The following is a 20,957-nucleotide window of genomic DNA, read 5'->3' as shown; positions in this document are numbered from 1 at the left end:
GGAGAAGGCATGGATCCTTTTGAGGAATTTGAGTTTAAGCCCCTCACGGATGGTTTGGGTTTTCACAAGAAAAAACAGGCAAATCCAGCTCCGGAAGAAAACTTCGTAGCCACCCCACGCATCAAGAAGGACCAAGGTCTGGAGCTGATTGAAGAAGCTTCCACCGATCCTCTTCGTCCACCATTGCCACGCAAAAAAGCGACAACAGCTTCCCTGCCACCGACTCCAGGTGGTTTGACTGAAGTTGGCGGCGACGGCACGTCTTCTGCGGCGGTGGATGAGATCCTTAAGACTCTGCAGAAAAACCGTCGTCTGGACTTCGACAAGTCCACGACGAAACAAAAGATCACGGGCACTGCTACCAAAGAAGAATTCAAAAAAACCACATTCAGCTTCTCGGCCGCTTTGTTGGACGGAATGCTGGTGGTTGCGGCAAGTCTTCTTTGCATGATCATCCTGCTGGTTGTGACGAAAGTGGACCTGATTGGCAATCTGACCAATCCGGATTCTCAGGGCATGATCTATCTGGCGACCTTCAGTCTGTTCGCTGGCGTATCCTTCATCTATCTGACTGTGAACCGCATCTTTGTCGGTTGCACTCCGGGTGAATGGGCGTTTGATCAACGTATCGGAAAACCTGAAGAGCTGAACAAAGCCGCTTACTCTTTGAAAGTGGTTGCACGTTCTTTGGTGGTGATCGCAACTGGTTTTGCGATCCTTCCGGTTCTGTCCGTTCTGTTCAATCAAGATATCACGGGCTCCATCACTGGCGCTCAACTGTTCAAAAAGGCATAAGTTCTATGGGTCAGGTCCGTAATCTCGATAACATTGAAACGACTCTGGCCCCTCTTCGCGCTGCCGGCAAAAAAATCGTGTTCACCAATGGCTGCTTTGACCTTCTTCATGTGGGTCACGTGCGCTATCTGCAAGAAGCTCAGAAGCTGGGTGATCTGCTGGTGGTGGGCGTGAACTCGGACGCCAGCGTGAAGCGCCTGAAAGGCCCTACCCGCCCCGTGCAGATCGAAGCCGACCGCGCCGAGATTCTGGCAGCGCTGGGTGCTGTGGACTTCACCGTCATCTTCACTGAAGACACTCCGGAAAATCTGATTCACAAGGTACGTCCTGACATTCTGGTCAAAGGCGGCGACTGGAAGATTGATTCCATCGTCGGCGCTCCGTTTGTGATGTCTTACGGCGGTCAGGTCATGTCCTTGCAGTTTGTCGATGGCAAATCCACGACCAAACTGATCGAAAAAGCCCAGCAGTAATTTTCAAATTTTAAATTTAGAAGCGGAAACCAATTTTTCCGCTATACACTGAATCGGCGTAGCGGTCGATTTGCATGGCGATGAACATTTTAGCGATATCCACGTTGATACCGAAAACCGCGTGGTCTTCAACGATATCCTGGGTCACGGTGTTTTGATCAGCAGTGATCCCGTCGGGACCACCGATAAAGGTGCCTGTCGCGCGCAAACGTCCGCCCCCCACATAGATCGCCAGACGATCCATGGTGACCGTCGCAATCAGATCATAACCCATGCTGGACACATTGATCAGATTTGAAAAGTTCGCGCCCCCGCCATAAACCATCGCCGTCAACGTCAGCGGGAAGAAGCTGGCTTCATAAAAACCCCAGCGCAGTTGCGCACCGAAGTTCTGCATCTTTTCATCCTGCACGGTCGGTGTGAAATACACGTGTGCGTCGATGTTGTAGTAAAGGCCTTTACCGATAGTCAGGGTGTAGTAATTGAACTCGCCTTTGTCGGCGGTCTTGCTGCCCAAAGTGGAAAGGTCTTCGGCGGGAATGAATTCCGTGGAAAGGCCAACCTCAATCCCCGTGTAACCACCCAGTGGATACGGATTATCAAGAATTTTGGAGGCCGATCCAAATCCCAGAATCTGCAAAGTGCGGATCTGATCACCAACAGTCAGGTTGCGGGGCAAATCAGTGGCGGCATGGGAATAAGAAGTTCCCACCAATGCGATCATCAAAATGAAGCTGCGCCAGAAATTAGAAAAGCCCATAAATATGGGCTTATTCTCATCGAAAAAGACGGGAGCTGTCCAGTTTTAAAGAGACGCAACCGCCGCAGTTTGAATTTGACTCAAAGCTGCAGAAGCCATTCCTGCGATTTCGCTGTCCTGGCTCTGTGCCAGTTGCTGGAAGATGGGAACAAATTTGCTGTAGCTTTCAACAGAGTTTGCAACCACGTCACCGCGGGAGCCGCGTGGGTCAGACAGGTTCGTACCTGTTTTTGCCGCAGCATAACCCTGCATCACAACTTGTGTCGCTGCACTCACCACCTCAGCGTTGTTGGTTTGCAAAGCAGACATCAGGTAAGGCAAGCGACCGGAAGCCGCGTAAGTTATCATATAGCTTTGTACCTGAGTCTGAACTTCCGGAGCCAGGGAATCATGATACTGAGCTGCCACCGCGAAGCTTTTCGCGCTGTAAGCACCCTTCAAGGCCATCAGACCCAGAAGCTGAGTTTCAGTTTTATTGCCACGAAGAAGATCCGTCACGATTGTATAGAATGTCTGATCGTCCACTTCTTTGGATTCATAAGCCGCAATCAGCTTAGCCACGTTTTCTTTTGTAGGCTGAGCCTGCAAAAGAGCGCGCCACTGATCACCGGACAAAGCGGATTTGTTCGGTTCTGCCTGTTTGTTGTTACCAGAAGTGTCTTCCGCGATCTGATTGTTGCCGTTGCCATCGCCCACCGTGATATCTTCACCCAGATTGGCGCGGTTTTCATCAGCACCCACCACGTTGATATCAACGGATGGTTTCTTGATTTCAGTTGGAGCTTTGGAGTTTTCTTTCTTTTTAGCCGCAGTTTTTGCAGCCGCTGGCTTTTGACCTGCCGCTTGAGCTTCTGCTTTCTTCGTATCAGCTTTTTTCTTTTCAAACGGGTTCTTGTAATCACGGGAGATTTCACGGTCACCCAGGTCAAACAAAGCCGCCAGAATGGATTTCGGGCGAGGCATTTCGTAAACGACCTCAAGCTCCTTCATCACGTTTTGAACAGGGGATTTCAACAGATAGCTCATCCCGCCCACCATCACGATGGCAAAGCCGACGATTGCGATTTCGAGTTTTTTATCTGTGAAGCTCATTGGGGCCTCCTGTTCCTATCTGTATGTAAGAGCAGTGCCTGTGCCACCTATTGGCCAATATAGAGCATTTAGCGCAATCCACTCTGAGACAGAGCCGTACTTGCGCAACCCCCTGTCAGGTTTTTGATCATTTCTCAGAATGGGACAATGGAATCAGACGTGGCTGGAGCCGGGGCAGAAGCCAGGGCGCGGGCCGATAGAGGGGAACTCGCGGCAGGTGTCCGGGCGCTTTTCATAGACCGTGCACAGGCGGGTTTTGGTATCCAGGAACAGACAGTCCCGGTTCGCTTTTTGAGACAGCATGAAGAACTCGGTGCCTGAGCGGTAGGACACGATAATGCCCTCTTTCATCAGACGCTTGGCTAATTTCTTGATGGAGCCCTGGGCCTCGTCTTCGGTGGCGACACCCAAGCGGATCAGATCCGAGATTTTGATCTCGACCGGCATCGTGCAACAGCCGCCATGGCAGCCATTGCACATTCCAGATTTATAGGGTTTCCACGTCGAAGGACGGTCGATATCAGGCTTTTTCATGAACTATAACTATGGAAGCTGCTGCTTTCTTTTTACCAGTTTGCTGTTGTACTTCGCAGACGGATCTGCGGCAGTCAGCAATACAACACTGTAGCCACGGTTGTAAAGCTCGCGCAAAAACTGAGGCATGATTTCAGCAGTTCTTCTTTGGATGTCATGGAAAAGGACGATGCCACGCCCCTGACTTTCTACGTTCGCCAGAACGCGGGCCAACAACTGTTCATTGCTTTGAGTTCTCCAGTCGTCACTTTCAATATTCCAAGCAAACTCACCGGTGGACTTGGTTTTCAGGAAAGCTTTCAAATCCTTGGAAGTCTCACCATAAGGGAAGCGGAACACGGGGTCCACCCAACCAAGAACATCAAAGACCGCCTGGTGACCACCGCGGATTTCCGCTGCGGCTTCATCGAAAGTCAGGTTGCGATTGCCCATTTGTTTGTAGCAGGCAATGCTGGTTCCCAAGCACGCGTGCGTGATCGAGTGACTGCCGATAACATGTCCATCAGCGGCAACACGTTTCAAAGCATCCGGATTGGTTCGTACAGATTTACCGGTGGCGAAGAACATTGCTTTCGCATTCACTTCCTTCAAAGCACGCAAGATCGCGTCAGTGTAAAGGCCGTGAGGACCATCGTCAAAGGTCAGAACGATTTCCTTGCGAGCCACGTCACCTCTTACCGCCATATATCCATTGGACATATCACGCTTTTGGGTGTTGTCAGGGAAACGGAAAGAATTCTGTGACTGCACAGCTTTCAGAGCATGCCCCTGAACGGCCATGGTTTCGCGCTGTTCATCAAAGTGCGCATCCACCTGAGCCAGAAGCTCTTCTTTACAACCACTCACCAAAGCGCGGTTGTTTTCATCGCGGATTTCATTTTCAAACAAAGTCAGATCCTGGGCCGGAAGCGTTTGAAGCTCCTTGCACAGTTCGGTCTTCATGGATTCACGCTTGCTGGAATCAACCATGAATTCATGGCGCCAGTTAGCAAACAATGCTTCCGGGTTGGCTTCAGAGTTCTCCCACTCAACCAGCGTTTGCGCTGATTGGTTGTCAGACACCGCCTGACGAACACTGCTACCGATCTGGCTTCCACATCCCACCAAGGAAGCCGCAGACATGATTAACATTCCCCCGAAAACAAGATTCTTCATATTCACCTACTGAGAAACGTCAGTACCCTGACCTACATTAAGAACGTTCCAAGCAATCTTCTGCTGTTCGTCCTGGGTTTCGTCGTCCTTCTTGGCTTCCGGTTTCTTTAAACTGAATTTGATCTTGGAATTTTCAATAATCACACGTGGATCCACGGAGTGATTGTCGAAGATAACCAAGTTGCGGGAGGCCTGCGCCGTCACCACATGCGGGTTCCACAGGTATCTGAAATAGATCACCAAAGAACCGATAAACTGACTGAACAACAAAGACAAAAGACCCAGGCTCAACAGGCCGATCTGCGGCAGGGTTGTTTCCCAACGGGCTCTTTCCAGAACCTCAAAACGCGTGTCGATGGAAATCTTCATCGCATCCAATTTGGTCAACGCTGTGCTTAGTTCCTTATAACGGTTGAACTCAAGCTCGGATTTCTTTTTCAGGTCTTCGACCATTTGGGCTGCGAACGGAAGGTCTTTCACTTCCTTTTTCAGTTGAGCGATGGAAGCCTGCACCTGACCCAGCTTGCCAGCCAGGATGTTGTTTTCGATTTTCAAAGCCTCAATACGACCACCCACACCGTACAGTGCAGATTCTTTCTGCTTGCCACGGCCGGCCTGCAGATAATCGATCATCTTTCTGTTTTCCGCCATTTTCAGTTTGATCTCGTTGGAACGAACCAAAAGGTCAGAAACGTAATCACCCATCTTGTCTTTGGAAGCCAAAGGCAGCAGATTTTCATCTTTGTTCTGCATTTCAGCCAGCTGCTTGCCCAGGGAAACAAGCTTTTCATCAGCATCGGCTTTTTGTTTTGTCATGAAGTCTTCCACACGGTTGATTTCACTCAGCTCGCGGGTCTTCAGCTTTTCCGCTGCCAGTTCAGAAACCGTGTTGGACAGGAACAACGACATGGACTTAATTGGAGTCACCGCAGAAACGCGGATCTCGAAATCAGAATCCAGATTGATTTTTGTCCAGGCATTCAAAATCTGCAGCAACTGAACTTTGCTTTCTGGATTTGCAGCCAGACCGTTCAGGTACTTTTCTTTGAAGATCTCAAAACCTTTGCGCTCTTCCAGAGTGATTTCCTTGCTGTTGCCACGGGCTTGCACGCGGTTCAGCAGATCCTCATAGAATTCACGGGTTTTAAGATATTCAATGTGCTTGGAAAGAACGCTGCTGCCCTTTTTGGATTCCTGAACCGACTTGGACATGCCAAAGAACTGGTTCGAGAACGCCTGCAAGGAGGAGTTCTGGGAATCGTGGATCACGATCGTGGAGTTGGCCACAAATGGAACCTTAACGGCATAAACTAAAGCGCTGATTGCAAAAAGAACTGCGGTAAACAGGGCAAACATCCGCCAGTGCGACAGATACAGTTTGATAATTTCGCCTACTGTTAATTCCGGTTCAATATGTTGATCACTCATATTTCCCCACCTTCTAGTGTCACGAACCTGTAAGCATTGGTTGTGCCACCGAAAAATGGCTTTGGCCTGTGTTATATAAGCAATGAGGATTAAGAGTTTGAAATTACTTCACGGCAGAGCGCCCATTTGACAACTTCCACAGCAGAAGGACCGCCAGAATGAATAGGCTCCCAACCAGCGGACCGAAGGCAAGTCCCAGTCGGAAATGGGTTACTTCGGACTGCTCAGTCAGGGCCCAGGTCAGGATCTGTCCGGTAACAGCCAAAGCCACCCCCCGAGAGATCTTCCCGATCATTTTCCACACCCCAAAATAGAGCCCTAATTCGTCACGTCCCGTGCGATCTTCTTCGGCCTTCACTATATCGGTCAAGAGCGACTCCAAAAGCACGGCAGAGCCTACCAGCATTCCCCCGACGCCAGAGGCCCACAACAGAGCCCAGCCCACTTGCTCTGGAGGCAGCATGGGATAGATGAAGGAGCTCACCATGCCTAAAACAAACACCCCCCACATCAGGGCCCGGCGCTTGGGCACGTACTTGACCAACAGCAACCAGCCCGGGATGGCAATGGTGAACGACAGCAGAAACAGCAGCAAAACGGCGGTGATTTCTTTTTCGGAAAATTCCAGGGCCTCGCGATAAAAATACAAAGCCACCGACGAGTTGAAAGTCAGACCGATATTTGCCACAAAATATGCCGACAGCAGCGGCATGAAGTTGCGGTTCTTCAGCGGCTGAAACATCGAAAACTTGGCCTGCCCTTGTCCCTGCCTAGCCGGACGGTTATAGCGAAGAGCCGTGTACCACGACACCAGCGTGCCCACACACAATAGCAACACAATCATCCACGCCGTCTGCGCATAGGGCTTTGATTCACGCGCGATCAGAAAATATCCCGGTACCGCAATTCCAAAGATCGCACCCAGATTGCCGAAAGCCAGCCGCCAGCCAATCAACTTGGAACGCTCACGGGAATCTTCAGCCAGATCCCCCACCAGCGCCGAATACGGCACACTCAAGCAGGTGTAGGCCGTATTCACCAGCAGTGAGAACCCCAGCAGATACAAAAATTTTGTCGTCATGGATTCCATGGGCGGAGGATTCAACAATCCCATGATGCTCACACACAAAAATACCAGCCCCCAGGGCAGGAAAGAATAGCGCTCGCCCCGCTTGAAGCGCACACGATCAGAATAGTAACCGATCATCGGATCAATCAGCGCATCCCAAAAGATGGCCAGTCCCAGCGCCAACCCGGCCAAGGATGAATTTAAACCCACTTCCTGAGTATAAAAGACGAGCAAATGCAGACGCAGGAAAATCTCAACACAGTTGATTCCCAACTCTGCAAAGCCGTAGCCGAAGCCTTTCATTATTTTCCTGTTCGAGAGACCGACGCAGCAATAAAGCCAAAGACCATCCAGTAAAGACGATCTGCCATGCCTCCTAGAGACAAGTGTATGTGATAAATAACCAGAATAGGAATATGGGACAGTAAATAGATCGCGACCTGTCGTTTGGAAATGTCAAAGCTCACAAGGGCTTTAAAAGACCCGACAAGCATCAGGATTAGCGAGATGCCAGCAAGCACAATCAGCGGCCAGCCACCGATCACCCCGGCCGAGACAAAGATATTGTGCGGGTCTTTCATGGCGTTGTAGTTGGAAACATCGACTTCATTTCCGGAAGCAAACTTCGAAAGAAGTCCGTGCCCCAACCAAGGCTGTTGCAGGAAGATCTGACTGCCCCGTTCGACCTCTTCCCAGCGAGACGCGATCCCGTCCTGCGCCTCGCGCGTGCCCAAAGAGCTTTGCCCCGTGGCGACCCCGCGGGCGAAATCATACACCTGGGTTCCGAAGAACAGCGCAAATGTCAGCAGAATCGACAAAGATGCGAACTTGAAAATACGCCCTTCATTGGTTTCAGTTTTATGCAAAACCATCGTGACAATGAAAGCCAGCACGGCCGCCCCGGCGGACGAACGGGTTCCCGTTAAAATGATGGCAAAGAAGCTTCCCGCCAACACCAGCGCGCTGAAAACCTTATGTTTCATTTTCCGGTCTTCAAGCAAAGTTCCCAATGAAAACACAAAGGCCACAGTCGCACAGGTCACCATATGCGGAATGTGTTTAAAGACGCCGACAAAGCGACCGCCCTTAAAGACGGCTCCACCGGCAACTAACCACAGCACCAGTGAAATCAGCACCAGCACGCCCGACCAGCGCTGCACAAAGTACATGAAATCTTTTACGTCCCACAGACTGGGAATGATCATGCCGTATATCACCACCATAAACAGCGACACGGCCAAAGCTCCGACTTGCATGACCGGAGATTCCTCGGTGTTCACAAAGCTGATTTGTAAAAGGGTCTGCACCGTCATGGTCAGGATCAGGGCAAAGACAAAGAGCTTATAGAAACCACTTAAATGATGCCGATCGCGCACCTTCAACCACATCAGGCCCAGTGGCAGGCCCAACAGGAAGCACAGGAACACATTCACGAAGGGATGCATGCCCTGCTGAAAAATCAAAAATGAAAAACTGTAAGGTACGGGAAGCAAAAAGCTTCCCAAAGAGATCTTGGAAAGGAACAACAGGGCCACCAGGGCTTTGATCAGAAATAGAATTCGACCATCGCGGGCCCGGATCATTATTTATCCCCAGTATTTTTATCGATCAGAACTGCCGTCAGCACGATCCCCAAAACGATGGACACAATCGTGATGCCGCGGGAAGCTTCACTGCTGATCCAAGGAGTGCGCGGTGGAACATAGACAAAGTCATCCTGGCCCAGCTTCAGGTTCTTGCCGCCGCCGTATTTGATGATCTTTTCGGCATCCACTTCATAGGCGCCTTGATATTCACTCAGCGCTTTCATATTCAGATCGGACCATGATTTCGGTTCCGTTTTACGAACCAGAACCTCAGACAGGTCCCCACCATTCGTGGTTCCACCCGCCAAAGTCAGAAGCTTCAAAAGTTCGGTATTTGCAGGAACGTAATAGATGCCCGGTTTATAAACCGCCCCCAGCAATTGAACACTGATCAGGGATTCTTTAGGGGAAGAACGGAAGATGTATTCAGAGGCTTGTGCCGGCGGCTTGATGTCGCTTAACAAACCCAACTCTTGGGCATGAACAGCCGGGGTGCAAGCCAACCCAAAGATGAAAGCCACAAACAGGCGCAGGGACTTTTGGATATTCATTACTCTCTCCTTCTACACTCATGCATATTCAACACTGGACCTAAATCGAGAGCCTCGACTCTTGTCAATAAATTTCGATGACTTGACTTCCGTCTGTGCTTCACAATGAAGTCTATGACGAACTCTGTTCCTGATCACGAAAAACTTTTTGATGAGATCTGCGGCAAACTCAATGAGCTAAGCACCCAACCGGAAGACGGTCCAGTGCCAGCCCCACCAAAGTATGAGCAGATGCAAGTTCAGATGAAAAAATTCCACTCAGAGCTGGTAGGCAGCCAGGAAGAACTTCGCGAGAAGATCAAGTCCCTGGAGAACGTGTCTTACGGTGCTGAAACGTTGGACGCACAACTGCAGGGCCTTGCCAATCAACTGATTGCTGAGCGCTCGAACAACACCAAGTTGAGTGGCGATCTGGCGAAGTCTTTGGAGCTCAGCCTGCAACTGCAGCTTGAGATCCAAGGTCTGAAAGCGCGCGCCTTGCAAATGCAAAGCGAAGAAAAGAAATACAGCCAGGCACTGTTTGAAAAGAACAAACAACTGCAAAGAGACCTGGATCTGAATCAGGCGCTGAAAGACGAAACCTCCATGGAGCTGATGAAAGCCAAAAGTGCTTTCGCCAAAGAAGAATCCTTGTGGGAAGAACAGCGTGAACACTTTGAAAATGAAATCCACACTCTGAAAGGCGAACGCCAAAACCTTCAGAACAACGTGGAAGAGCTGCAAAACACCATCACCCAGCGTGATGAAACAATCACTTCCCTGAATGAAGAGATCGAAAAGATCTCTGCTTCCTTCAGCGAAGTCGAGTCTTCAGCGGCTCAGCAAAATGACGTTCTGAAAAACCTGATGTCCGTGGCTGAAACCAAGATTGTGGAAATGAAGCTGGCTTTGGACAAAAAGTCCCTGGAAGCTCAGGACTACTACAGTCACCTGCAGCAGGCATTGACTCAACTGGGTGTGCTGAAACAGGAAAACGGCGCGCTTAAAGAGTACGTCCAGAAGCTGAACTACTACCATCAGCAGGCGCAACACGCGCAGATGGCTCAGGTTGCCGCCGCTCAGGTTCAGGGAGCTCCGGTTCCTCAACAGCAGCAACAACAGGTATCAACTTAGTTCTTTCTTTTCAGACCTCGATCACGCGGGACACTAAATAGTCACCGCGTGACTATTTAGTGACCGCATGGCGAGGAAGATCCGGATACGATCTGTATTCCTGAACCTGCTTCGCAGCCTCACCTTTAATTCGGAAATAAGGAATATTGGTTTTAACATCTCCCAGACCCAGTTTCTTGAACGGGTTTTTGGAGTTGTTCCAGCTGTAGTGTCCCGTGAAGAAGTCAAAGCGGCCCAGACCCTTGATGCCATGACCACGGTCACGGATCACAAAGTAACCACTGTGCTTGGATCCATCAGGCAGTTCCAAACCCACCACCGCAGGAATGTAAATAACCTCACCCGGCTTATAGATCGTCAGATCCGCTGCCAATGTATAGAACGGATCAAGGCATGAACTGCGCACACCGTAACCGAATCGGCAGCCGTCATGAGGAATTTCAAAGAAACGATCCTGACCCTGGAAGTTACCGATAATATTAAACGTGTGAGTCACACCCTTTTGCACAACACCGCAAGTGCCCTGCAGTGAGCAGGCTTCCGCAGTTTTTGGGCAGACCTTCAACAATGTTTTGCCGCCTTCACCATAAAGCGGTCTTTTGGTGTTGGCCGGGCACAGAGTCTTTTTGTCTTCATCAATAATCACAAAGTAGTAAACAGTCGGCTTCAAAACACCAGGGCCTACCATTTCACTTTTTGGAATGGACGGAACTTCGGGTTCTTCTTCACTGTTATCTGGTGCTTCTTCAGCAATTTTTTCCGGCACCACAGGCTTGGCTACTGGTTTTGGTTCCGGCTTGGTTTCGGGTTTGGTCTCCGGCTTCGGAGTTACAACCTTTGGAGTTTCCTCTTTTGGTTGCTGCGGTTTTGGAGCTGGCGTCTTCGGCGTTTCCGCAGGCGTCGCTTCTTCCTTTACCGTTTCAGTCTTGGTGGTATTCGCATTTTTTTGCGCTTGAGATTTCTTCGGAGCGATCACTTCGATCACTTCCTCTTCATCAGTGCCCATGGCTTCTTCATAGCCATAATAGCCGTAGCTGTCCTTATTCACTTCGGACGGCAACTGATTGGTACCTTGATTGGCGTGGAATGTATGAACGCCAGCCTTCATCTGCCCACAGGCCGACAACGCCAGCAAAGCAGCTAATAGACTAGGTATTGCAATATGTTTCTTACTCATATTCAAACTCCTGACCTTGAGACTGGCGCAGAATACCAAGGTCCCCAATAAACCCGGGATTTTTGTGTTCCCCTTGAAAAGATGAAAATCGAGGTGACGAAAATAGGTACCGATAAAAACTGGTGCCATGTTATCCTGCTGTAATGAGCACAGACACTTTTCTATCCATCGACTTCGGCACAAGTAATTCTCTGGTAGGAGCTTACCATCAAGGCAAGCGTTATGAGGCCCTGCCTTTGGATGAAAAAGCCTCGGATCCGACCATGATGCGGACCCTGCTCTATTTCCCCAACCCGGATCTTTGTTATTACGGTTCTGAAGCGATTGAGCAGTATATTCAGCAGGATATGGAAGGTCGCTTATTCCGTTCTTTCAAGTCTCACCTGCCCAATCAGAACTATCTGGGAACGGTTCTCGACAACCGCATCCTGACTTTGGAAACCCTGATCGGGGTCTTTCTGCTGGAGTTGAAAAAACGAGCTGAAAAAACTTTAGACACTGAGGTCACCAAGGCCGTGATCGGAAGACCGGCCAGATATTCCATGGACTCGGTGGCGGACGGCTTTGCCCTGCACCGAATGCAAAAAGCCGCGGCCTTCGCCGGCTTTAAAGAAGTGCAGTTTGTTCCGGAACCTTTGGCAGCCGCCTTTGACTATCGCCGCCAGCTGACTTCTGAAAAGATCGTTCTGATCGGTGACTTCGGCGGAGGGACCTCGGATTTCACGCTGATCAAACTGCGCCCTTCCGGGTTTTCGAAAGACGACGTGCTGGCCATTGATGGCTGCCCGCTGGCAGGCGATGCCCTGGATAGCGTGTTCATGAGTCACAAGCTGAACGAATACTTTGGCGCCAAGTCCCGCTATCGCCTGCCGATGGGAAGCAACGTGATGACCATGCCCAAAGGTGTGACCCTGCGCCTGAATCATCCCGCACACATCGTGCACTTGAAAGAAAAAGACACTTACGAATTTATTCGTGAAGTGAAGAAGTGCTCTTTGACTGCCAAGGATGCCGAAGCCGTGGAAAGATTGTTCGTGTTGATTGAAGACCAGCAGATCTTCCCGTTCTTTGAAAACATTGAAAAAACCAAACGCGCCCTTTCCAACAGCAATGAAACGGATTTCGACTTTGATTATCCGGGGCTGGAAATCAGCGAGCACTTCACCAGCCCGCAATTTGTCGAATGGGCCAAAGACACCCGCGAAAACATCTTTGCATCGCTGGATCAATGCCTGAAGGACGGAAACGTCACGGCTGACCAAGTCGATCTGGTGTGCCTGACCGGCGGAACTGCGAAAGTGCCCTTCATTCAGAAGGAATTTGAAAAGCGTTTCGGTTTGCAGCGTCTGCAAACGCAGTCCCACTTCCACTCGGTGCTTTCGGGCCTGACAGAGGCCGCGGGCTTTGTGGCACAAGGGACGCAGATTCTTTAGGCAGAAGCTAATCCTGCCCTTGCTTCTTTTGTTTAAGAATAAAACGGACCGACATATCCTTGGCAAAACCAGACACCTTCAGGCTGGCGAAAGACCCCTCTTGCAGGCGCAGCACAGGTGTTTGACCTTCGGCGACCTGACCGCTTCCCACAGGGTTTGCGGTAAAGTTTAGCATGGTCGAAAAAGAATCCAGGCGATCAGGACGGTTTTCAAGGCGGTAAGAGGTGGAACCCACGAACATGCGAATTCCGTGACGTTCTTCCAATTCGTCAGGAGCATCGTAGCGGTAAGAAATTCCATAAAAATCAGATCTGCGATTGAACAACTGCTCGGCCTGATAGTCGCTGTATTCAATCATCGCACAATCGCCATTCACACACCATTCTGCCGACAGACTCACTGTCGGCAACCGCGTTTGTGGGAAATAGAAATCCGGCAACGCTGCGACACGGGTGTGCAGAGCGCAGTCCCCATTCCCCAGACAGATATGCAAATCCGGATTTTGCTCAGTGATGGTAAGAGTTTCGGCAAGGCCGGTTTCAAGATTCACCAGTTGCCACTGACGGCCATCGCTGTTTTGGATTTGATATTTAACTTTATAGTAGTGCCCACCCAGCGAGATCACACGATCCACATGGTCCGCGGCGAAGACATACCAAGAGCGAAAAAGATCGGGATATCCCTGGCCGCCAGAAATATAATTTTCCGCCAACCAGGCGCCATCGATGGTTTGGGCCTGAGCACGTCCCCCATTGATACAAAACACCAGACACAATAGTAATGCGGCAAAAAAGCTTCTCATAGAAAGAAGCCTAGCTTCGCTTCCTTAGGCTGTCACAATGCAATGTGATACAGGCCCATTGTTTCATCTGCGCAACAGTTCTTTGCATTTCTGTGGTCTGGCGAAACAGTCAAAACCATCCGATAATTAGATCATGAAGAAACCATCCCGGAACATCAGTCGCAGATCATTGCTATTGGGAGCTGGCAGCCTTGCTGCCGTCGCCGGGATCAGTCAACTGACTTCGGCCAAGGAGCTTCTTATGATCTTCGATCCCTCCCGTAAAAGCGATTCAGCAGAAATGCCAGCCCTGTTCATCGGGCACGGCAGTCCCATGAACGCCATCGAAGACAATCAATACGGTCAGCGCTGGTTTGAGCTTGGAAAAGAAATCGGCAGACCCAAAGCGATTCTGTGTGTGTCGGCTCACTGGCTGAGCGCCGGGACTTGGGTCACACAAATGGAACAGCCTCGCACCATTCATGATTTCCGCGGCTTTCCCCAAGCACTGCACGATATGCAGTATCCGGCTCCGGGAAATCCGGAACTGGCGGCAGAGCTTCGCCGTCTTTCCAAGAATCCAAAAATCCAGGCCGATGAAAAGTCCTGGGGCTTGGATCACGGCACGTGGTCGGTGCTGGCAAAAATGTATCCGGAAGCCAACATTCCGGTGATTCAGCTTTCCATCGACATGTCGGAACCTGCATCTTTCCATTTTGAACTGGGTCAAACCCTGCATCATTTGCGCAAACAAGGCGTTCTGATTCTGGGAAGCGGTAACATCGTTCACAACCTGCGACGCATCGACTGGAACTCTCCAAACAAGGGTTCGGACTGGGCTGTGGAATTTGACGAATGGGTAAAGGCCCGTCTGGAAGCACGTGATTTTAAATCCGTCACCGAGGACTTTGGCAAAACCCTGGCTGGACAACTGAGTGTGCCAACTCCGGATCACTATCTGCCGCTGATGTATGTACTGGGCGCTGCTGGCGACAAAGAAGAGGTAAAATGGGAACTGGAAGGCATGGATATGGGAAGTCTTTCCATGCGAGCCCTCAGCTTTGGCAGAAAGGTCTAAGTCATGAGCCTTCAATACATCTATCGTCCGGCAAAAGTTAAATCCCAAGGCAAGTCCCCCGTGCTGTTATTGCTTCACGGGGTTGGCGCAAATGAGCAGTCATTGCTTTCACTGACGGAAGGATTGGATCCCCGCTTTGCAGTTTACAGTTTGCGGGCGCCTTTGGTTTTGGGTGCAGCAAGCTTTGCGTGGTTTCACGTGAACTTCACCGCCCAGGGTCCTTTGCACAATCAGCAAGAGGCCGAACAGTCACGAAAGATCCTGATTGATTTCATTCGTGCTTTGCCAAAAGAAAATCCGGAGATTGACGCTGAAAATGTTTTTGTTCTGGGATTCAGCCAGGGCACAATCATGGGACTTTCTTTGGCTTTGACAGAGCCTGAGCTGTTCAAGGGCCTTGTTGCCATTTCCGGGCGCACACTGCAGGAAATTTCCGCACAAACCAAAGAGCGCACCTATTCCCGTTCACCGAAAGTGCTGCTGATGCACGGACGTCACGACAGTAAGCTTCCCTATACTCACGGCCTGAATACCGAGGCCGTATTGAAGGCCGCCTCATTTGACTTTCAATTTGAAAGTTATGAAGCAGACCATCACATCACGCCGCAGATGCTTCAGGACCTGCACCAGTGGCTTGTAAAACGCATCTGAGCCCGACTGCAATGTTTTGCTGCGCTCCCGGGGGCACATTTTTGCTGCACATTATGCTAAAGTTGATTATCTCAATGGCTAAGAGGTGAACTTATGATTCAAGCATTCCGTATTTTGGGTTGGCTCGAAGGGGCTTCCTTCCTGATTCTTCTTTTGATCGCTATGCCTGTGAAATACATGGCAGGTAATCCTGCGATGGTAAAAGCCATGGGTCCTATCCACGGTTTCCTATTCATCGGTTACATCCTGATGGCAAACTTCATTGCCAGCGAACTGAACTGGTCCATGAAACAAAGATTACTTTCCTTCGCAGCGGCCGTGCTACCAGCCGGCACCTTCTGGTTCGAACGTAAATATCTCGATAAGAAAGAGACTGTTTAGGAAAAACAAAAAAGGCCCGGAAACGGGCCTTTTTTATTAATGCACGTAGTGGACGTACATCTTTAGGTAAAACCCTTCCGGGAACTGCATCAGCGTTGGGTGGTCCGCCGCATGCCCCCCGCGCAGAACGCTGCGAAGTTCGGCGTAGTTTCTGAGTGACGCCTTACGAATGGCATCGCGGAATTCTTCTTCTTCCAGCAAACCAGAACAAGAGCAGGACGCCACAAAGCCGTTCTTTTTCACCAGACGGAATGCGTGCGTGTTCATCTTAAGGTAAGCATGCTTCCCGATAGGGATGTCTTTTTTGGATTTGATAAACGCCGGTGGATCCGCAATCACGATGTCATAGTGTGTGCTTGGCAATGCCGCCAGGCCTTCAGACACATCCATTTCATGAACGACGACTTCCGCCCCTTCACGTTCGGCATTCTTTTTCGCGAACGCCAAAGCGGTCTTGGAAATATCCGCCAGATGCACTTCCACTTCAAAGCCCAAAGACTTCAAAGCGCGAGTAATCTGCGTGGACCAGTGACCGACATAGCAGCACAGATCCAAAACACGGATCTTGCGCGGCTGTTGGGTTTTGGCCCAATTCTTAAATAATCCCACCGCCAGGAAGATGTTGTGAGTCTGATCCAGGAAGAAACCCGTTTTTTGACCTTCAACCAAATCACAACTCATGGTGATCGTGCCGTCGTCACCTGCGGCGTTTAACACGATTTCAACATCACGAAGGTTCATGTCCGGCAGATCCTTGATCAGGCGCGGTTCTTCAACCTGCAGGCCTTCAAGCTTACGTACACCCACGTCGTTACGAATCACGACGGCGGTTTGATCCCAGCCGAAATCAGACAAGCCCAGTGCATGAGCTTTTTCCGCCAAACTTTTGAAGAAGCCCTCAGCATCCTTCAGGGCTTCGTTCATTCCCGCCGTCACCAACTGCGCTGCGAACAACTGAGCGCGTTTGCCATTTTGAACGATCACATAGTAATCCAGCACCAAGCCCGGAATGAAATCAGATTCACCAAAAGCCAGACGGAAACTGCCACGGAAACCCGCAGCCTTTCTTACGCGCCAAGAGTTGAAGATCTTTTCATGAAGGAAGTCAAAACTGGTCGGATCCTTGTCCTGGCTGTTGAAGCTCAAGGCACGGAAAGAAATCAGTGAATGAGGATTGCCGTAACCGCGGGCCAGGAACTGCCCCTTGGAATCCTGAAGCTCCACCGCCGCACCTGCGGGATGACCCTTAGGGCTTACCAGCAGTTCATTAGAGAACACCCAAGGGTGTCCACTGCGAATTCTTTTATCGGCTCCCTGACGAAGACGCCACACTGTCATCATAAACTATTCACCCTCAACTGCGAAAACAACCAACTCGGTGATTTCTTTTTTTGAAAAATTATTGTCACTCATTATCAGCAAACTTCGGCGTCCATCCGGAAGCTTCGGCCCCCAGGCCAAGGCTTCAAAATTCTGCACACGTTTGTCACCACGTTTTTTGCCAAGATCAGATTCGAAATCCACCAACTTTGTTTTTTCAACACCCGTGAACTTCGCACCTTCCAGCTTACTCACACTCGAAACATCCGTACCTTTGGCAAGTTCCACCAGATACAAAGTCACTGTATTGGCCCAGATCTTTTTCGGCAGCAGACGCACACCCCGTTCCAGCACAATCAACTTGGTATCGCTGACAGCCAGGATTTCCGAAGCCCCGCGGAAGACCTCTTTCCCGCCATGACCATCTTTCAATGGATCCAGACGGTAAGCATACTCGGCCACGGGCTGATAACCTTTTTCAGGCTTGTCTTCGTACTTGAGAATTCGCAGCCAGTCGCCTTTTTCCTCTTCCCCCGCGACATAATCCTGAAAAAGGGAAGTTTCTACACTCGCAAACAACACCTTACCATCTGCGGAACTTGAGAGCCCCTCAAACGAAAGGTTGTTCTGTACACCCTGCTTTTGCTGACCAATGGATTCAGGTAAAAACTTGGCCGGAATTGCCAAATCGGCCTTCCACGCGCCTTGCGGGTTTATACGGAAGATCCGGGGCATTTCACGGGGTTTGGAATTGTTGTCACCTTCCGAAGAAATCAAAAAATCCCCGGACGGCAAAAGCGCCAGCCCCTCGGGATCCAAAATCGCGGCGCGCTCCCCGGTTTTGGGAACGCCTGAAATAAAGCTGACGGATTTGGGATTCAAAGAAACGGACTTGGCTGAAATTTTCAGGTCAAAGCCGTAAAAGCGAGGCTCCCCGAACTTTCCACGATCATCAGAAAGCGCCCACAGGGTGTCGCCACTGAAGGCCATTCCGGAAAGACCACCGATGGTGGTCTTTTTGAACTCGGTTCCAGTCTTGACCGCGGTTTCACCGAAATATTCCAAACTCAAAGCCTGTGCTTTGAGCGAGAACAGCAAAACCAGTCCAATTCCGGTTCCTCGAAGCATCTTAACTTCTCCAGCGAAGCTCAGTTTCTTTCACAGGGTGATTGAATTCACGTTTGCCCTCAAGATGATCATGGTACTCAGTTTTCAAAGCATAGTACCACTTGGCTTGAGTGTCGGCGTCCTTGATCAACATCAGGCTTGGATCATAACGAAGACCATCTTGCTGCTTGGTCACCGCATCCATGTCCTGCCCCAGGAATTTTTTAGAGAACTGATGAATCGCCGGCTTCAAAAGTGTCAGCCAAGGGATGTCCCAGTACGCCAATTGAGTCACACGCGTGTTGTTTTCATCCACCGGAGTCAGCGCCGTGTAAGAATAGAAATTACGAGGCCCGACTTCGATATGCTCGACACGCACGCAAGGAAGCGTGAAGGTGATCTCGGTCGTCGGAGTGCCGCCAAGGATCTTATAAGCCTTGGAATTTTTCGAAGGCTGGTGACGAACCATCTGGAAGCCATAGTTCACCGGAGCAAATTTCTTTTTCTTTTCCAGCATGGTTTTTTCAGAACGCCAGAACCAGCTTTTATGCACGTAAGGACCGTGCGCCGGATCCATCAAACCGATCACCGCGTGATCGACGTGACATGGGAAGTTCACCACGTAAGTCAGATTCGGCTTCACATCCGCCGGGAAGGCTTTCATCACCGGAATCGCCGGCGCTTTGGAAACATCATAATCCTTGTCACCCACAAAGACCCAGATCAGGCCTTGAGCTTCGTGAACAGGATAAGAGCGCACTTTGATTTTATTCGGATTCAGTTCCTGATCCGGGCACAGTGAAGGAATCTCAGTACACATGCCGGTGCCGTCAAACTTCCAGCCGTGATAAGGGCATTCGATCTGATCATTTACCACACGGCCATAGCTCAGAGGAATTCCTCGGTGGGGACAGATATCACGCATCGCCGACACTTTGCCTTTGGAGTCACGATAGAACACGATGGGCTCACCCAAGATCTTGCGGGCCGTGGCTTTATTCACCGCCAGCTCTGCACTTGGAAGTCCCACATACCAAACATTTTTCAAAAATCCGCTGTACATAAAATCCTCTGAACTAGAATTGAGGGTCGCGGGCGCGTTGTTCCGCCAACTGGCAGGTGTTCTTCAGAAGCATGGCAATGGTCATCGGACCTACACCACCCGGAACCGGAGTCGCTGCCTTCGCCCAGCCATCAAGCTCTTCAAAGCGAACATCTCCACAGAGTTTTCCGCCCTGACCTGAGCCATGCATACCCACATCAATCACGATCGCATCTTTTTTAAAATCTTCTTTACCCAAGAGTCGGGCCTTGCCAGCCGCGACGACAACCAAATCCGCCTGCTTTGTGAGCTCTGACATATTGGAAGTTTTGGAGTGGCACAATGTGACTGTGGCGTTGGCTTCAGTCAAGAGCAGAGCCATGGGTTTCCCCACAATATTGCTGCGACCAATGACCACGGCCTTTTTCCCCTCCACCGGGATCTTATAATGCTTCAAAATCTGCATCACCCCAGCCGGAGTGCAAGGGCTGACCAGGGGTTTTCCAGCGAAGAAGTACCCCAATGATTCATAGGTCAAACCATCGGCGTCTTTTTCAGCCGACACCAGCTTTAGAACCTCGTCGGAGCTTAAGTGTTTCGGAAGTGGGAACTGAACCAGAATCCCATCCACACCCGTGTCATTATTCAGTTTGCTTAGAACCTGATTCAGTTCGCTTTGAGTGGTTTCTGCAGGCAGAGTGTGAATCGTGGAGGTCATCCCGATTTTTTCACAGGCGATTTTTTTGTTCTTAACGTAAACGTGGCTCGCCTTATCGTCGCCGACAATGACGACCGACAGTTGTGGAGCCCGGCCATAAGTTTCTTTGAACTTGGCCACTCGAGGAACCAGGGACGCACGCACCTCTTTCGCGACTTCTTTTCCGTCAAGAATCAGCATCCGACCTCCCCTGTTTTTTGAGCCTTAAATCTGCGTCATTTCTGAACAAAATTCAATACTTATTCCCACTTCGTCCCGTTCAGCCAAAGCCCGGATCACAGACCTTTTCGTCCCCGGAAATCCTGTTTTTGCTTGCTTCAAGAAGGCCTATCAGGGTACAAACCCTTAAAACGTTAGGGGATTTTCTAAATGGCTGAAAAAGTTAAGCTTTCAAAAGACGGTAGCTCCATTGACTTCGTTCAATCTGACAGCCTTCCTACGTCCCTGAAAAAGTTCCGTCAAAGCCCGGAAATCGAAGGTTTCTACCGCTTTATCTTCGAAAACGACCTGCAAAAAGAAGCTTACGATATCCTGGATCGTATTATCATCCAGCGTAAGGCTAAAAAAGCCGGCGCGAAAAAAGAAGCTGCTGCTGCTGCCAAAGAAGAAAAGGCCGCTGCAAAAAAAGCCGAAATTTCAAAGGCTAAAAAGAAGTAGTTCTCCAAAAGTCCGGACCTCCGGACTTTTTTTTTGCTTTAATCGCATCCCGCCCC

At 50.2% G+C, this 20,957-nt stretch carries 22 protein-coding genes; 8 read left to right on the top strand and 14 right to left on the bottom strand.

Annotation, left to right across the window (positions count from 1 at the left end; all coding sequences use genetic code 11):
* Positions 1-9: 9 nt before the first annotated feature.
* Positions 10-795: an RDD family protein gene (locus tag AC04MQ_RS06130; RefSeq protein WP_015092285.1), complete on the top strand. Its 786-nt coding sequence runs from the start codon at positions 10-12 to the stop codon at positions 793-795.
* A gap of 5 nt (positions 796-800) precedes the next feature.
* Positions 801-1,268 (top strand): D-glycero-beta-D-manno-heptose 1-phosphate adenylyltransferase, encoded by a 468-nt coding sequence (rfaE2, locus tag AC04MQ_RS06125; RefSeq protein WP_015092286.1) that lies wholly within the window; start codon positions 801-803, stop codon positions 1,266-1,268.
* A 16-nt stretch (positions 1,269-1,284) separates the two neighbouring features.
* Here the strand turns inward: rfaE2 and AC04MQ_RS06120 are convergent, their stop codons facing one another.
* The 8 genes from AC04MQ_RS06120 to AC04MQ_RS06085 all read right to left on the bottom strand — a co-directional run bounded on the left by AC04MQ_RS06120 (position 1,285) and on the right by AC04MQ_RS06085 (position 9,443).
* Positions 1,285-2,028, bottom strand: coding sequence for a hypothetical protein (locus tag AC04MQ_RS06120; protein WP_015092287.1), 744 nt, complete (start codon positions 2,026-2,028; stop codon positions 1,285-1,287).
* Between the two features lie 45 nt (positions 2,029-2,073).
* Entirely contained in the window at positions 2,074-3,120 is a 1,047-nt protein-coding gene (locus AC04MQ_RS06115; RefSeq protein ID WP_015092288.1) for a hypothetical protein, read from the bottom strand.
* Positions 3,121-3,273: 153 nt separating this feature from the next.
* Positions 3,274-3,654, bottom strand: coding sequence for a YkgJ family cysteine cluster protein (locus AC04MQ_RS06110; protein ID WP_011165627.1), 381 nt, complete (start codon positions 3,652-3,654; stop codon positions 3,274-3,276).
* A 9-nt stretch (positions 3,655-3,663) separates the two neighbouring features.
* Positions 3,664-4,809 carry a polysaccharide deacetylase family protein gene (locus tag AC04MQ_RS06105; protein ID WP_015092289.1) on the bottom strand — a complete coding sequence of 382 codons (1,146 nt, stop codon included), beginning with the start codon at positions 4,807-4,809 and terminating at the stop codon, positions 3,664-3,666.
* 6 nt (positions 4,810-4,815) lie between these two features.
* The gene (locus AC04MQ_RS06100; RefSeq protein ID WP_041577970.1) at positions 4,816-6,237 is read right to left on the bottom strand and encodes a GumC domain-containing protein; all 1,422 of its coding nucleotides are present in this window, start codon (positions 6,235-6,237) and stop codon (positions 4,816-4,818) included.
* A 103-nt stretch (positions 6,238-6,340) separates the two neighbouring features.
* Positions 6,341-7,609 (bottom strand): MFS transporter, encoded by a 1,269-nt coding sequence (locus tag AC04MQ_RS06095; protein ID WP_015092291.1) that lies wholly within the window; start codon positions 7,607-7,609, stop codon positions 6,341-6,343.
* Positions 7,609-8,889 carry an O-antigen ligase family protein gene (locus AC04MQ_RS06090; protein ID WP_015092292.1) on the bottom strand — a complete coding sequence of 427 codons (1,281 nt, stop codon included), beginning with the start codon at positions 8,887-8,889 and terminating at the stop codon, positions 7,609-7,611. Before AC04MQ_RS06090 ends, AC04MQ_RS06095 begins: the two co-directional genes overlap by 1 nt.
* Complete coding sequence (locus AC04MQ_RS06085) at positions 8,889-9,443, bottom strand: SLBB domain-containing protein (protein ID WP_015092293.1); 555 nt, start codon at positions 9,441-9,443, stop codon at positions 8,889-8,891. The genes AC04MQ_RS06090 and AC04MQ_RS06085 overlap by 1 nt, the downstream gene beginning before the upstream one ends.
* 114 nt (positions 9,444-9,557) lie before the next feature.
* Here AC04MQ_RS06085 and AC04MQ_RS06080 point away from each other — a divergent pair, with 114 nt between their 5' ends.
* On the top strand, positions 9,558-10,556 hold the full coding sequence (locus AC04MQ_RS06080) for a hypothetical protein (RefSeq protein WP_475391521.1): 999 nt from the start codon (positions 9,558-9,560) through the stop codon (positions 10,554-10,556).
* Positions 10,557-10,608: 52 nt separating this feature from the next.
* Here the strand turns inward: AC04MQ_RS06080 and AC04MQ_RS06075 are convergent, their stop codons facing one another.
* Complete coding sequence (locus AC04MQ_RS06075) at positions 10,609-11,733, bottom strand: 3D domain-containing protein (protein ID WP_235046162.1); 1,125 nt, start codon at positions 11,731-11,733, stop codon at positions 10,609-10,611.
* A gap of 143 nt (positions 11,734-11,876) precedes the next feature.
* On the opposite strand from AC04MQ_RS06075, the gene AC04MQ_RS06070 reads away from it, so the two are divergent.
* A complete protein-coding gene (locus AC04MQ_RS06070; RefSeq protein ID WP_015092296.1) occupies positions 11,877-13,166 on the top strand; it encodes an Hsp70 family protein in 1,290 nt (429 codons plus the stop codon).
* 7 nt (positions 13,167-13,173) lie between these two features.
* On the opposite strand, the gene AC04MQ_RS06065 is transcribed toward AC04MQ_RS06070, so the two are convergent.
* Positions 13,174-13,968: a hypothetical protein gene (locus tag AC04MQ_RS06065; protein ID WP_475391518.1), complete on the bottom strand. Its 795-nt coding sequence runs from the start codon at positions 13,966-13,968 to the stop codon at positions 13,174-13,176.
* A gap of 280 nt (positions 13,969-14,248) precedes the next feature.
* Between AC04MQ_RS06065 and ygiD the strand changes: the two genes are divergently transcribed.
* The 3 genes from ygiD to AC04MQ_RS06050 all read left to right on the top strand — a co-directional run bounded on the left by ygiD (position 14,249) and on the right by AC04MQ_RS06050 (position 16,057).
* Complete coding sequence (gene ygiD / locus AC04MQ_RS06060; protein ID WP_475392013.1) at positions 14,249-15,025, top strand: 4,5-DOPA-extradiol-dioxygenase; 777 nt, start codon at positions 14,249-14,251, stop codon at positions 15,023-15,025.
* A 3-nt stretch (positions 15,026-15,028) separates the two neighbouring features.
* Positions 15,029-15,676 (top strand): alpha/beta hydrolase, encoded by a 648-nt coding sequence (locus AC04MQ_RS06055; protein WP_475391516.1) that lies wholly within the window; start codon positions 15,029-15,031, stop codon positions 15,674-15,676.
* Positions 15,677-15,769: 93 nt separating this feature from the next.
* A complete protein-coding gene (locus AC04MQ_RS06050; RefSeq protein WP_015092300.1) occupies positions 15,770-16,057 on the top strand; it encodes a DUF3817 domain-containing protein in 288 nt (95 codons plus the stop codon).
* Positions 16,058-16,093: 36 nt separating this feature from the next.
* Here AC04MQ_RS06050 and AC04MQ_RS06045 read toward each other — a convergent pair whose 3' ends face one another.
* The 4 genes from AC04MQ_RS06045 to folD are packed head-to-tail and all read right to left on the bottom strand — an operon-like array spanning position 16,094 to position 20,424.
* Positions 16,094-17,398: a class I SAM-dependent rRNA methyltransferase gene (locus AC04MQ_RS06045; protein WP_475391514.1), complete on the bottom strand. Its 1,305-nt coding sequence runs from the start codon at positions 17,396-17,398 to the stop codon at positions 16,094-16,096.
* A 3-nt stretch (positions 17,399-17,401) separates the two neighbouring features.
* Positions 17,402-18,505, bottom strand: a complete 1,104-nt coding sequence (locus tag AC04MQ_RS06040; RefSeq protein WP_475391512.1) for an esterase-like activity of phytase family protein — start codon at positions 18,503-18,505, stop codon at positions 17,402-17,404.
* 1 nt (position 18,506) lies between these two features.
* The gene (locus tag AC04MQ_RS06035; RefSeq protein ID WP_015092307.1) at positions 18,507-19,547 is read right to left on the bottom strand and encodes an aromatic ring-hydroxylating oxygenase subunit alpha; all 1,041 of its coding nucleotides are present in this window, start codon (positions 19,545-19,547) and stop codon (positions 18,507-18,509) included.
* 13 nt (positions 19,548-19,560) lie between these two features.
* Positions 19,561-20,424, bottom strand: a complete 864-nt coding sequence (gene folD, locus AC04MQ_RS06030; RefSeq protein ID WP_475391510.1) for a bifunctional methylenetetrahydrofolate dehydrogenase/methenyltetrahydrofolate cyclohydrolase FolD — start codon at positions 20,422-20,424, stop codon at positions 19,561-19,563.
* A 189-nt stretch (positions 20,425-20,613) separates the two neighbouring features.
* On the opposite strand from folD, the gene AC04MQ_RS06025 reads away from it, so the two are divergent.
* Entirely contained in the window at positions 20,614-20,901 is a 288-nt protein-coding gene (locus AC04MQ_RS06025; RefSeq protein ID WP_015092309.1) for a hypothetical protein, read from the top strand.
* The last annotated feature ends 56 nt before the right edge of the window (positions 20,902-20,957 follow it).

It is taken from the genome of Bdellovibrio sp. MYbb2, from assembly GCF_056175685.1.
This window is presented reverse-complemented; position numbering and strand designations above follow the sequence as displayed.